Origin of the sequence: Companilactobacillus heilongjiangensis (assembly GCF_000831645.3) — a bacterium.
In the GTDB taxonomy this organism is placed as follows: domain Bacteria; phylum Bacillota; class Bacilli; order Lactobacillales; family Lactobacillaceae; genus Companilactobacillus; species Companilactobacillus heilongjiangensis.
In genome coordinates this window covers 2,385,480-2,399,672 of sequence record NZ_CP012559.1, presented here as the reverse complement: position 1 = coordinate 2,399,672, position 14,193 = coordinate 2,385,480, and the positions used below count along the sequence as shown (strand labels likewise).

Below are 14,193 nucleotides of genomic sequence, written 5' to 3'. Positions count from 1 at the left end.
ATATTTATGAAATTGAGGGCAGCAAAATAAAAAGAATGAATATATTATGGCTATTTTGTGTAGCCATTTTCATGGGTATTGAGGGATTTTTTAATAGTTCAGTTAATGTTAAAGCTGCATCTGCTGCATCTGCCTTGGCGGAACAAAATGCAGGCTTGTCGACCGCTCCGGATAATTTGGGATTGGATTCCACTTTATTTACAAAAGGAGACTTTAGTGACTACAAAACATCTAGTGGTGGGACCGTTAATAACTTGGCTTCTTTGATGAGTGCTACTGGCTCTCCATTTGGTGATTTGCGTGCCATTAGAATGACATATAATACTAATCAAGCCGCTGCTATTTGGTCTAACGTTGGTGGCGGTAATTATATTGATATTACTAAAAAGCAAACACTATCGATGTGGCTCTATTTTGGTCCCAAAACACATACTAGTACAGGTGATTTTGGTGATGGAATGGCCTTTGTTTTACAGAACTCATCTCTAGGTGTTAAGGATTTCTCGCACAAGGGAACAACGCTTGGGGCCGGTGAAACCTTGGGTGTCTGGGGATTAGATAACGATAATAGTGTTGATAGTCCCAAAACAATTGCAGATACGGCTATTCAAGACAGTTGGGCACTGGAATTTGATACAACTGCGAATACCGCTGGTGATCCAGGTGGAGCTGATGGTTTTGACCAAGGGATTTCTGGCCAGCATATTGCATATGGATACCCCCATGATCCGACCACTTATATTAGAGGCGGAACCCCACCTAAAACCGGCCTTTTTGGAAGCACTAGCGGCGGTTATTACTATACCCAACATCACACGGGAACTGTGCCAGTAACGCTTCATGATGGACAGTGGCATCACTTAACCATTAGTTGGGACCCAACAACATTTCAGGCTACTTATTCATTTAATGATAAAAATCCTGATGGTTCCAAAGGAACTAATCCTATCACTGAAACAACTGATCCTATCAAACCTACAGAATTTGGAGTAGTACCCGATAATCACTTACGTTGGGGCTTTACGGCTACTACAGGTGATAGTTATGAGGCTAACTTGATTGCTTTCGAATCAATTCCTTCTTCAGTTGAAGGGGATGCGACGGCAACAATTAAAGATGAGACTCAAAATAAAGATGTTAAAGATGGCGATTCAGTTAATTCCAACGATCAGTTAGCAATTAATTATAATCTTACATACGATAGTGGTCGTGACTCATGGGACAACATTGTGGCGGATTTGAATTTGCCGTCCGGAGTGACTTATACGGCTGATTCCAATGGAAATATCGGTAAAATCACTTATAGTGACGGGTCAACCAAAGATATTAAATCAAGCTTTTTGAGTGGAACGTCTGTAAATGGATATCCCGTAGACAAATCATTGAGTAGTACTGGCCCAACATCGGCAACTATCACTATTAATGGGGTTGCGAAGGCTGTAAGTTCAGATACAACAGTAGCTTCAACGCGTTCCAAAATTGATAGTGATACCTTGATTAAGGATGTTGATTCACCTTCATTTACTATTAAAAAGAGTAAACCAATCAATTTGAGCTTAGATAAAAGTAACGTTTCTGTTAGTCCTGATAAGGACGTTGGTATAACCGGTACCGTTTCTTATACTGATGGTACAGCCGTTACTAACTCAGCCGTTTCTGTTTATGCTAAATTGAAAGATAATGATACTGGCATGGAAACTACTCTGGATACTTTCCCATTGAGTAGTGATGATGCTTCCGGAAAATTGAACTTTAGTATTCCGGCAGATAAATTGACAGGAACAACGAATGATTTGGAAGTTTATGTCATGGATAAAGATGGTAATAAATCTACTACCTCAACTGAAGTGATTTCCAAAACAGGTGCTTTGTCGCTGACTGTTAATAAAGGGTATAACTTTAGTAATGTTAACCAAGTTACGGCATCCCATTTAATTACAAGAAGTGGTAATTGGGACATTACTGTTAATGATGGTCGTCAAGTAAGTCAAGATAACGTGTGGCATTTATCTGCTGATACGGATGGCCTCAAGAGTGGAGATACTCCATTTAATGGCGAGATGGTCTATAAGGATAATAACGGTGATGAACAGAGTTTAATGGGTGATAATTTAGTAGATATTGCCAATGGTGTAAAAACTCAAGATGGTGAACAAACGACATCTGTTTCAAAAGCTTGGAATAGTGGTATGGGAATTTTCCTTCGTAGTAATGGATTGATGACAGCTGGTAAGTATACTGGTGAAATTAATTGGACTTTGTCTGATACGCTTTAAAAATTTAAAGTATGCCGTTTCCAGAGTTAAGAGTATTTTATTTTTGTGTATGAAGATAATCAAATTAGGTATTGGATTACCTTAAGCGCTAGAATTAACAACTAAAAATAGAAACAAATTAAAAAGAAACAAATCAATTTATGGGTTCTTTCTTAAACTTGATTATTTTTACAAAGAACATCAAACAAGAGTGAATAAATTCCCGATTTACTAGGATTTATTCACTCTTGTTTTTAGTTTCAATTGTATCCTAGCCGAACTTGAGAAAAGAACCAATTTACGATTGGCCTTTTTGATTTGTATCAACAATATGTTTGAGAGATGATGTTAATAATTGGTATTATAAATATTATTTCAATTAGTTAATCAAAAATGATTTGTTATACGGGAGAATAGTATATGGAGCGAGTATATCGTGATGGTAACGATAGCTATATTTTAAAAATGATTGCTCTGTCAGCACATTCGGGTGAAAAACAAGCAGTTTATTTAAACCAACGTACACAACAATTATTAGTTGAACCGTTAGCTGAATTTATGAATCGGGTTGCTGCACCAGCTAATCAACAATTTGGTACTGCTGAAAAAATTGCTCTTTATCGTCGTCGCTTTAATGGACGTCAAGATGTTTATGCTAAACGATATTACAATAAGAAAGCACAACGAGATGTGTATAGTCCGGCAACAACTTTTTCTAATGGTCGCCCTAACAAAAATGATTATTTGCCGCTAACTGATAATGTCCTAAAGGAGCATCTCAGAGGAAATATCTTTATTGGAATTTTCCCATTATTACCTAATGATGTGACAAATTTTCTTGTCATTGATATTGATAAACAAAATTGGCAAGAAATTGTTTCTTCGCTAGTTAAAATCTGTAATCAAAATACCTTACCTGTTGCCATTGAGCGTTCTCAATCAGGTAATGGGGCACATCTGTGGTTCTTTTTTGAACATGCGATTTCTGCAGCATCAGCGCGCTGTATGGGACAGGCTATTTTAAAAGATGCGATGGCTATTAATCCTAATATTTCGTTTAAGGCATTTGATCGTCTATTTCCAAATCAGGATACGATGCCGTCCGGAGGGCTTGGTAATTTGATTGCCGCCCCGTTACAATATCAGAGGATGAAGTTGGGTCGCAGTCTATTTGTAAACGAAAAATTTGAGGCATATGCAGATCAATGGGATTTTTTGTTACAAATACAGACTATTAGTGATGCCAAAGTCAAACAGGTTACAGAAAAATTGGACTCTACTAATGACTTCAAATTATTTGAACTGCCAGATGGAACACAGCCTGATTTGCTTACTGATAAATTATTGGATGCTACACAAAAAATTACTGCTTATCGTCGCAACCAGTTGTATATTTTAAAATCACAGTTAACTACCGCTCAAATAAATGCTTTAAGATATGCGGCCACTTTTAAAAACCCACAATATTATCAAAATCAAAAGCAGCGTCGAAGTAATTGGGAAACCCCACAATATATCTCTCTTGCTGAGCAGGATAGTCAGTATGTGATTTTGCCAAGAGGATTGGAAGATTATTTATGTGGAAAATTGCCCAAACTAACTATCCATGATGAGACGACGACTGGAGAGCACCTAGATGTTAAATTCAATGGTGAGCTTCGACAAGCACAATTGCCAGCACAAGCATCCCTTTTGAAACATAACATGGGAGTTTTAGCAGCACGTACTGGTTTTGGCAAAACAGTAATTTCCGCCAGTTTAATATCAAAACGTGCAGTTAGTACACTAATTATTGTGAATAGTCGAGTTCTAGCTCAACAATGGGAACAACGGCTTCAAAAATTTTTAACGATTAAAAATGATCCCTTTGTTGAATATACGAAAACTGGTCGCAAACGAAAAAAGAATGTTATAGGTTCTTATTATAGTGGTCATAAAAAAATTAGTCGTTTAGTGGACGTTGCAACTGTACAAGCACTGAGCCACTTGGGGGATGATTTAAGTGAGTTTATGTCCCATTACGGAATGGTTATTTTTGATGAGGTCCATCATTTGGCTGCGGTCACGAACGAATTAGTAATGAAACAAGTTACTGCTAAATATATTTATGGACTATCAGCAACTCCTTATCGCCAAGATAGTCTTGATCCAATTATCTTCATGCGCGCTGGTAATATTGCTTATCAAACTGCCAAAGTTGATGAAAAAAATTTGCTAACAACGAAACGGTCTTTAGTTTTGCGAATGACTAATTTTGGAATGTTGAATAATGAAACTATGGCTAATAATACATTGCAAGAGAATTATGAGTCTATATTGAATGATCAGGATCGCAATCAATTGATTGTTGATGATATATGTAATAATTTTAAACTTGGTCGTCATCAGTTGGTATTAACTAGAAGATTGGAACAGATAGATATTCTAGCAAACTTAATTCCATCGAAATTAAAAATTCCAGTTTTTGAATTATCTGGCCGCCAAAAAGCCAAAGTTAATCAGAATATTATTGCTGAGTTGGTCAAATTTAAGAAACCATATGTGTTGCTAGCAACTGGAAACTATATTGGTGAAGGATTTGATATTGGAAGTATAGATACTTTACTTTTGGCTATGCCGATTTCGTGGAAGGGCAGTACGGAGCAGTATCTCGGGCGTTTGAATCGAGACTTAGGTCAAAAGAGTGAACTACAAGTTTTTGATTATGTAGATTTATTCGTACCTATGTTAGCTCGAATGTACCAAAAGCGATTACGAACGTATAAAGAATTACAATATCAAATCAGTGCTAATGATAGTAAATCGGTGGTTAAAGTAATGAGTGATGTTACTGGTTATAAGCAGCTAATGATGGAGCTCACAACTAATAAACCTGAAATAGTTATTGGAGTGGCATATCTAACTTCCTCTATTTTGAAGTTGGTTAAAAAACTACCTCCTGCTGATATTGTGATTGTGACTTTACCAGCCGATAAACAGGAAAAGTTAGGTTTATTTAATCAATTGCTTGATATGAAAATAACCGTCAAATACAGTAGACAGGTTTTAAATACTGTATTGATTAACGATAAAATCGTTTGGTATGATTATGATCAATTATTAAATAATGCCAATATAGGTGCCAGTTTACGGTTTAATAGCAGTGCTTTGGCTAATAAATTTAAAGATTTATTTTTTAAAATGCCACCATTATTGAATAATGCAGATGATTAACGTGGTTACTAATTTAAATGTAGTTGTTGTTTTCAGAATGAGTTCTCATTAATTTTGAGAGCTTTTTTTCTTTGTCACGAGAAATCTAGCTGTAATTCATTTGGAATAGGAAAAGTTTTTATTTTGTTTGATTATCTTAAAAAATACTCTCAGCTCTGGAAACAGGACACTCGTTAATACAAGTACAAGAATAAAATTAAGCATTCCTAACTTTTTAATTGAAACACCATGTAGTATATGATAACCTGACATTAGAGCGGAGAAATCCGCCATTAGAATGGAGGCTCTTTTATGCTAAATGTTAAGAACCTCACTGTCGCTTACGATGACACACCAGTATTTTCTGATGTTGCCGTTAATTTTAACGCTGGTAAAATCACTGGAATCATTGGACCGAATGGTGCAGGTAAATCAACGCTGATTAAAGCTATTTTAAATTTGGTCAAGGTACGCCAAGGAAGTGTCGACTACGATGGTCAGTCGATTAAGTCAGTTCAGAAGAGAATTGCGTACGTTGAACAACGAAAGGATTTAGATTTAACTTTTCCAATTGATGTTCTGGATTTAGTTTTGACTGGAACATATGGAAAGTTAGGGCTCTTCAAAAGTCCTGGTAAAGCCGAAAAACAGGCTAGTTTGGATGCTTTGGAACAAGTTTCATTGTCGAAATTCAAGAAACGTCAAATTGGAAATCTTTCTGGTGGACAATTACAGCGAGTTTTCGTTGCTCGAGCAATTGTTCAACAGGCGAAAATAATTATCTTGGATGAGCCATTTGTGGGAATTGATTTGCAAAGCGAGACAGCGATTATGCAAATTCTCAAGCAATGGCGAGATGAGAATAAGACGATTATTGTAATTCATCATGACTTGAACAAAGTTACTAAGTATTTTGATGATTTAGTTATTTTGAATCACGGAATCGTTGATTTTGGACCAGCTCAGGAAGTTTACAACCCTAAGAATATTGAAAGTGCCTTTAGTGCAGATCTTTCTTCGGTATTGTTTCAGGAAAAGGAAGGTGTGCAGTGATGACATCGATTATTGAATTTATTCATGCGTTAGGAAAGTATGATTTCTTACAGAGTGCCTTGTTGACGGCTGTCATGGTCGGAATTATGTCGGGAATTATCGGAAGCTTTATCATTTTACGAGGGATGTCGTTGATGGGGGATGCCATTTCCCATGCAGTTTTACCGGGAGTGGCCGTCGCCTACATGTTAGGAATCAATATTCTGATTGGTGCCTCAGTTTTTGGCGTGCTAGCTGCATTGTTGATTGGATTCGTGGCTTCCCGCAGTAAAATCAAGACTGATACTTCGATTGGTGTCGTCTTCAGTGCCTTTTATGCCTTGGGATTTATCCTGATTTCGATGGCCGAAAGTTCGACTAATTTGCATCATATCCTTTTCGGAAATATCCTAGCTGTCAGTGATTCTGATATCATGACTACAGCAGTTGTATTAGGAATCGTCATCTTGTTTGTGGTAACTTTCTACAAGGAACTATTGGTTACATCTTTTGACGAAACATATGCCAAAACTTATGGCTTGAATGTTCAAATCATTCATTACGCTTTGATGCTAGTTTTAACGTTGGTTACAGTCTCGGCATTGCAGACGGTAGGAATTATCTTGGTTGTAGCAATGTTGATTACACCGGCCGCAACAGCCTTTCTGTGGACAGATAAATTGGGTACAATGCTAATTCTTTCAGCAATTGTTGGCGTAATTTCATCAATGACTGGTTTGTATTTCAGTTACACATTCAACTGGGCATCAGGTCCAGCAATCGTTATTGTGGCAGCGATGTTGTTTGCCATTTCATTTGTTGGTTCGCCCAAGCAAAACTTCTTTAAGTTGAAAAGGAGTGTGGCCCGATGAAACGATTTTTTATAACTTTAGTAGGTGTCATCGCAATGATCAGTGGCGTATATTTTTTCTTACATCACCGTGATAACAGCAATTTGACGGCTGATAACGAAAAACTCCAAGTTGTTACAACTAATTCAATTTTGGAAGATATGGTTCATAATGTCGGGAAAGACCGGATTGAACTGTACAGTATTGTAAAACGTGGGACTGATCCGCACGAATATGAACCACAACCAAGTGACGTTTCAGCCGCGGCCGATGCGGATGTTATTTTCCACAATGGCTTGAATCTGGAAACTGGTGGGAACGGTTGGTTTACTAAATTAGTTGAAACTTCTCATAAGAAACTTGGTCGTGAAGTATTTGCGGCGAGTGAAGATGTGGAAGCTAAACATCTGACAACTAATAAGGATGAAGATGACCCTCATGCGTGGCTAGACTTGGCTAATGGGGTCAAATACGTTCGCACGATTACGAATGTTTTGAAACAGAAGGATCCGAAGAATGCCAGTTTCTATGAAGACAATGCAGAAACTTATATTGCCAAATTGGAAAAATTACATCAACAGGCGCAATCTAAATATCTACAAATACCAGAGAAACAGCGCTTGTTAGTGACCTCAGAAGGTGCATTTAAGTATTTTTCCGAGGCTTATCACATCACTCCGGCATACATTTGGGAAATAAATACTGAAGCTCAAGGAACACCGGAACAGATGAAAGCTGTTTTGAGTAAAATTAAGAATTCTGATGTTAAACATCTTTTCGTTGAATCATCAGTTTCGCCCAAATCAATGGATAAAGTTGCCAAAGAATCGGGATTAGAGATTTATTCAAAATTGTTTACTGATTCGTTAGCTAAAAAGGGTACCACTGGCGATACGTATTATTCGATGATGAAGTGGAATATCGATCACATTTATAATGGCTTGAAATAAAAAATTTCCCCGCAGTCTTTTTAGTAGACTACGGGGAAATTTTTTCGATTTCTACTCACGAAAAAACCGAAAACATAGCAATTGAGGACTATTAGTTTTCCGATTCTTCGTGAGCCACTTATAGTACTACCTTATTTAGGGCGGTGTAAGAAATTAGTCTGAGCTTGTTTTCCTAGTTTTAGAATATTTTTTGCTATAATTGAATAAATACATGAATGGAGAAAGTGGGAATCTTTTATGGACGAATGTAGGAATTGTGGAGCAGAACTTAAATCCGGAGTAAAATTTTGTACCAAATGTGGGGAACCGGTAGATGTAACAAGTGTAGTAACGCATCAGTCAGTTACGGATAATAATGAGACCATGAAAAGATTTAAAAATCATTCCATGAATTATTTTAAATGGTTTAAAGAATCTATTATCAGTCCATCCAAAGTTAATTATGACAATAAATATTTTGGATTAGTTTCATTGTTTATTAACGTGATACTTATTGGATATGCACTTTATGTCTTTGTTCACCAGATGATGATGTCAACGATGGGTTTAATAGGGAGGTTATATTCAGGAGGTGAATTTTTATTATTAGGGGCGAACCTGTACACAAAGTTGTTATTCTTACCGATTAGTTATTTTGCAGTGTTTTTATTGATGGGCTTTGCATGTAAGAAGTACTTAATTGATAGCAAGACTGATTTGTTTGATTATGCAAATCAATTAGCAGGCTTTAGTAATTCAATTATTATATTGGAACTCATATTATCACTATTTTTACAGTTTATAGTTCCATCTAGTTTCTCTGCAATGACAGCATACAGAAGTTATGAATCATCATTTACTTTCTTAATGATTTTGTTGATTCTAATAGCTACTATTTGGTTAGTAGCTTATATTTTATCGATTGTAGTTAATGTGAATCAAATGAAATGGGATAAGGTTTATGTGGCTGCAGGTACACTTATTCTGAATAATATTATTTTGCTATTTGTTTTTAAGATGATTATTAACTCTTTTTTAAATCAATTCAAATAGTAGGGTATAAAAATGAAAAAAATTTTTATTCTTGTAACAATGCTGATTGTTCTAATTTCTTTGATTGATGGATGTGCTAATAAAACTCATGTTAGTACATCGGATAAAAATAAAACTGAGATAAAACAAGTCAAAAAGAAAGAATTAAAGCGTGATCAGAATAAGTTTATGCTTACCGATTTAAGAAACTCAAAGAAAAAAAGTTTGGTTTATTATGCTTTAGGAGATTCATTATCAGTAGGACTTTTTTCAAAAAATTTAGACAGTAATTTTACTACTTTATTTAATGATTATTTGAAAAAGGGAACAGGTAAAGAAGTAACTGAAGTAAATAATTCGTCTGTGGGAAAAACGGTCACTAATTTTGGATTACCAAATGTTCAAAATCTAATAAATCATCGACCCGATATCGTAACAATTGAATTTGGAACTAATGATTCTGCCTACGGAGTTGATTATAAAAATCTGAGAAACTTTACTAATAATTTAGATACTTTAGTTAGACGTATCAAAAATGAAACTGATGCCCAGATTTTATTAATGACCACGTGGTCGCCAAGCAATGGTAAGTATATCGATAATGATTTGATTTATGATCGAAAGATAAAAGATATTGGTAAAAAATATGCTGTAACAGTAGTTGATTTATCTACTATTTGGAAACATAATCCTAAGGTTACGGAAAATGATTTGGTATATAGTCAAGTTTATCATCGGCGGAAGGATCAATTTCATCCTAATCAATCTGGACATGATGAAATAGCTAAACTTTTATATAAAACAGTAAAAACAAAATAGGAGATACTTTTATGGATAAATTGGATTTTTGTCCTAATTGTGGTAATCATTTAGATTCAGGAGGTGAATTTTGTCCTAACTGTGGTTTTAATTTAAAGAAATATGAGAGTGAAAATAAAAGCATTAGTAAAACTAATATCGACAAAAGAAAAATACCAGTTAAAAATTATGATATAAAGTATCATTCAATTGAGAGTGATACTCAGCTAGATAAAAAGAATGTACCCAATCATTCAAAAAAAAGAAAGGTAGGGTTTATTTTAATAAGTATCGTTGCAATATTATTGGTTGCAGGTTATTTTGGTGGCAAAGTGTATTACGGTGAGAATTACCAAGCACAAAGATTACGGGAAGAGGTAACCAGTGGGACGTCTTCTAAAATGAAAGCCGCTTTAGTCGATAGTGATGGAAAGCAATTAACTACTGGTAATATCAGTGCTTTGAGACGGTTATATTTAAAGGACAGCAGTATGATTCGACAAATCGAGTCACAAATAAATGTTAACCAAAGTAATAAGGTATTTAGTCTGAAAAAAACCGGTAAGTATTTGATGTTTTTTCCAAAGTATAAAGTGATGATAAAAAATCAATCCTTAAATATTAATACCAATATAGATAATCCCACATTCTTTATTGATGGTAAGAGTGTTCCTACTAAATCTGAAAATGGTAAATATAAAATTTCCAATCTTATGCCAGGCTTTTATGATGTTAAAGTAGAAAACTCCAAAGAGAGTAATGAAACCAAAACCAAACAAGTCGTTATAGGCATCGATAATGATGATAAATCCGTTGAATTTGAGGCTAAAAAGGTTGAGAAACCAGCAAAGGTAATAACTAAGATTATTCATGAAAAAGATGAGGATAATACAACGTCCAACGTAAATGATACTTTAGTTGCCGATTCAAAAGAACCTTCTACAATTTCTTCTAAAGACTCTTTGATTGGTGAATATACAGGTAATCCTAATCTGACTTTGTACCCGAATGGTACGTATGAATTAGGGGATAAAAATGGAACATATGATATTCTTGAGGATGATAATGGACATGTGAAAATAAGATATAATCAGAATAATGGTGGCTCGATTGTAGAATCCTATTACTATTCTGATGGTGAGTTACGATCTTCTAAATACAATCAAAGTTGGTATAAAAAATAAAAAAACTCTTCAAACATTTTTGTTTGAAGAGTTTTTGCTAGTTATTATTACCAAAAATTTGAATGATACTCATGAACAAGTTAATGAAATCAAGAACTAAGTTAACTGAGGCAACTAAGGCGATAGCACCCAAGCTTTCTGAGTCTGAGTAATTTTGGTAAATACGCTTGATATTTTGTGAATCAAAGGCAATGTAGAATAGGAACAAAACAATAATTACGGCGCTGGTGATCATCATCATTGCTGAGCTGTGGAAAATCAAACCGTTTAGCAATTCGACAACGATAACAGCAATTAAAGCTGTAAATAAAGTTCTACTCCAAGATGTTAAATCTTTCTTAGTAATGAAACCAATTACGGCTGAAACGACGAAAGCACCGGCTGTAACTGCCAATGTTTGAACGATGCTTCTAGCTGAATATAGGTAGAAGACAGGCACGCCGATAACTGATAAGGTAACGATAAATCCAATGTAACTCAAGAATGTTAGGAAATACGACCTCGTAGCTAAGCGACTACATAAACTAATGAAAGCAATTGGAATACCAATCATCAAAATCATTGAAATGATACGATGTTGTGCCATTCCTTGGAAGATTGCCATTGAAAGGGCTTTGTTATTTGCGATTAATTGTGCACTAATGGTCCATAGGGCGATTCCCAATCCTGTATAGAGATAAACTAGGGATGTGAATCTTGCTAAACCAGAAGTTCTGACTTTATCTACAGATTGCATAAAATTCCTCCTCAATTATTATAGTAATAATTGTACAATAGAATAACATTTTTGACGGTTTTAAGAAAGGAAGCAGTATGGGACAGAGACACGATTTGCGTTGCAGTAAGTGCGGTTACGAAATTGATGCGTTGTTGGGTATCGGTATGATGTACGCGAAAAGTAATATTTTTGAAGGTGAAAAGCCAATGTTGGCGGAATTGGTTGACGATACAGAGATTACTAACCGTGCTTTGAAGGCTGTAGCAGCTGGAGAAAAAATATCGGATGATTATGGGCATGAATTTTACGCTTGTCCAGAAGATTTCTACCTATTTGATAAGTTCCATTTTAAAATTGGGGATATGGAACCGGAATATCATTGTCCTTATTGTGACAATTTTTTACAACGAGTTACCTTTGCTAAAGGGAGTGCTGGTAAAACACGGTTGAAGTTTGTTGATCAAAGTAAATTTTGGCAGTGTCCGCGTTGTGGTAATGATGAAATGGTGGAAGTTAAGTTTGGTAATTGGGATTAGTCAGGAATTTAAAGTTCCTGACTTTTTTTAATACCTCTTAGTTTCCAAAAAAGACCACTTAGGTAGAATAGCTATACAGCCTAACTGGGATGTGGTGTAATACAGTTATCGAAAGAGGGTTGAGTCGATGTGAAGATAAGATTAGATATTTCACCTGATTATCAGGAAAAAGAAGTTGTCATCAAAGCCGCTCAAAAGGACGATGAAGTGCAACAGATTATGGACAGTATTAAAGATGTTGCTGAAAAATTTAATCATCTCAGTGGCTATATAGGTGAAACGGTTTATTCGTTGGCATTAAAGGATATTTTGTTCTTTGAAACCAATGACCGTAACGTCTATGCTCACACGACCAACAATGCCTTTCTAATTCATTATCGGTTGTATGAGCTGGAGGAGAATTTGCCTGATAATTTCTTACGGATTTCTAAGTCATCAATTTTGAACGTTGATGAAATTTTATCATTATCCAGATCAGTGACTGGTAACCTAGTTGAATTCAAAAATACTTATAAACAAGTGTACGTTTCACGGCGATTTCTACATGAGTTAAAAGATAAATTAAAGCAAAGGAAGTTTTGAATATGAGAAATAGAAATGGAATTTTCTGGGGTATTTTTCTAGTGTTGAGTGCGGCAATTTTAGTTGTCAGCCAGATGCACCTGATTACATACTCGTTTAGTTTTTGGACAGTAGCTGTAACAATTTTCTTAGCAGCTGTTTTGATTAAAAGTTTAGTTTACTTTTCAATTCCCGGTACAGTGTTCTCGTTGGCATTTCTAGCAATATTGTATGCTAAACCTTTGGGAATTACGGCAATTGTTCCTTGGACGCTTTTGGGAGCAGCATTGTTAGTTTCAATCGGTTTGTCGATGATTTTTCGACCATTGATTGCCAAACATCACCCTTGGATGAATTATAGTAAAGGTTACACAAGAGGACACCATGGTCCTTTTGTCCAAATGGATTACACGGCGAAACCCGATGTGAAGACCGTTAATGATCCAGATGTAAATGTTTATGTAAAAATGGGTAGCAGTATCCGTTATGTTAAATCGGAAGACTTTAATTCAGCTGATATTAATGTTTCGATGGGAGATGCTAAAGTTTATTTTGATAATGTAAAAATTAAAGATAGTGCCACAATTAATGTCGACGTTTCGTTTGGTGGGGCAGAGTTGTTCGTACCAAGTGACTGGATTATCCGTCAAGGAATCGATACTAATATGGGAACTATTACTGAAGTCGGTAATGTTAGAACTGATGAAGATAGTCCAGAGATTACGATTACTGGTCGAGTTTCGGTTGGAAGTTTGAAGATTAATTATATTTAGATGATCTGACTTTGGAAAATGATATTGAACGGAAACACCATCGATAAATTCTATCAATGGTGTTTCTTTTATATATTGAATGTAGAGTGCTGTTAATCAAACAATGAGATTGTAAGATAATCATTTTTGCATTTGAATTATTTGTCATAAAACATAAATGAGGACAATAAGATCGAGATCAGATTCAATATTATGGCTTAATATTGAAATTGATTGAATAAAATTACAGTCAACTTTAATATTATGACCAAATATTAAAGTTGACTGTTTAAAATGCCGTCCAACTTCAATATTTCGGCTAAATATTAAAGCTGAAGTGAAAAACAGTACAT

General features: G+C 35.3%; 12 protein-coding genes. 11 read left to right on the top strand and 1 reads right to left on the bottom strand.

What is annotated here, in order from left to right; genetic code table 11:
* Positions 1-35 precede the first annotated feature (35 nt).
* The 8 genes from JP39_RS10685 to JP39_RS10650 all read left to right on the top strand — a co-directional run bounded on the left by JP39_RS10685 (position 36) and on the right by JP39_RS10650 (position 11,273).
* Positions 36-2,276 carry a hypothetical protein gene (locus tag JP39_RS10685; RefSeq protein WP_137619729.1) on the top strand — a complete coding sequence of 747 codons (2,241 nt, stop codon included), beginning with the start codon at positions 36-38 and terminating at the stop codon, positions 2,274-2,276.
* Between the two features lie 399 nt (positions 2,277-2,675).
* Positions 2,676-5,468, top strand: coding sequence for a TOTE conflict system archaeo-eukaryotic primase domain-containing protein (locus JP39_RS10680; RefSeq protein WP_048699087.1), 2,793 nt, complete (start codon positions 2,676-2,678; stop codon positions 5,466-5,468).
* Between the two features lie 291 nt (positions 5,469-5,759).
* The gene (locus JP39_RS10675) at positions 5,760-6,500 is read left to right on the top strand and encodes a metal ABC transporter ATP-binding protein (protein ID WP_041500258.1); all 741 of its coding nucleotides are present in this window, start codon (positions 5,760-5,762) and stop codon (positions 6,498-6,500) included.
* Positions 6,500-7,351: a metal ABC transporter permease gene (locus tag JP39_RS10670; protein WP_041500260.1), complete on the top strand. Its 852-nt coding sequence runs from the start codon at positions 6,500-6,502 to the stop codon at positions 7,349-7,351. The genes JP39_RS10675 and JP39_RS10670 overlap by 1 nt, the downstream gene beginning before the upstream one ends.
* Positions 7,348-8,280 (top strand): metal ABC transporter substrate-binding protein, encoded by a 933-nt coding sequence (locus JP39_RS10665; RefSeq protein ID WP_041500262.1) that lies wholly within the window; start codon positions 7,348-7,350, stop codon positions 8,278-8,280. Before JP39_RS10670 ends, JP39_RS10665 begins: the two co-directional genes overlap by 4 nt.
* Positions 8,281-8,517: 237 nt before the next feature.
* The gene (locus JP39_RS10660) at positions 8,518-9,312 is read left to right on the top strand and encodes a zinc ribbon domain-containing protein (protein ID WP_041500263.1); all 795 of its coding nucleotides are present in this window, start codon (positions 8,518-8,520) and stop codon (positions 9,310-9,312) included.
* Between the two features lie 12 nt (positions 9,313-9,324).
* A complete protein-coding gene (locus JP39_RS10655) occupies positions 9,325-10,110 on the top strand; it encodes an SGNH/GDSL hydrolase family protein (protein ID WP_041500265.1) in 786 nt (261 codons plus the stop codon).
* Between the two features lie 11 nt (positions 10,111-10,121).
* Positions 10,122-11,273: a zinc ribbon domain-containing protein gene (locus JP39_RS10650; protein WP_041500267.1), complete on the top strand. Its 1,152-nt coding sequence runs from the start codon at positions 10,122-10,124 to the stop codon at positions 11,271-11,273.
* A 37-nt stretch (positions 11,274-11,310) separates the two neighbouring features.
* On the opposite strand, the gene JP39_RS10645 is transcribed toward JP39_RS10650, so the two are convergent.
* Positions 11,311-12,009, bottom strand: a complete 699-nt coding sequence (locus JP39_RS10645) for a Bax inhibitor-1/YccA family protein (RefSeq protein WP_041500269.1) — start codon at positions 12,007-12,009, stop codon at positions 11,311-11,313.
* A 77-nt stretch (positions 12,010-12,086) separates the two neighbouring features.
* Between JP39_RS10645 and JP39_RS10640 the strand changes: the two genes are divergently transcribed.
* The 3 genes from JP39_RS10640 (at position 12,087) to JP39_RS10630 (ending at position 13,861) form a co-directional block, all read left to right on the top strand.
* Entirely contained in the window at positions 12,087-12,527 is a 441-nt protein-coding gene (locus JP39_RS10640; protein ID WP_041500271.1) for a hypothetical protein, read from the top strand.
* A gap of 129 nt (positions 12,528-12,656) precedes the next feature.
* The gene (locus JP39_RS10635) at positions 12,657-13,109 is read left to right on the top strand and encodes a LytTR family DNA-binding domain-containing protein (protein ID WP_041500272.1); all 453 of its coding nucleotides are present in this window, start codon (positions 12,657-12,659) and stop codon (positions 13,107-13,109) included.
* Positions 13,110-13,111: 2 nt separating this feature from the next.
* Positions 13,112-13,861 (top strand): LiaF transmembrane domain-containing protein, encoded by a 750-nt coding sequence (locus JP39_RS10630; protein WP_041500274.1) that lies wholly within the window; start codon positions 13,112-13,114, stop codon positions 13,859-13,861.
* Positions 13,862-14,193 lie beyond the last annotated feature (332 nt).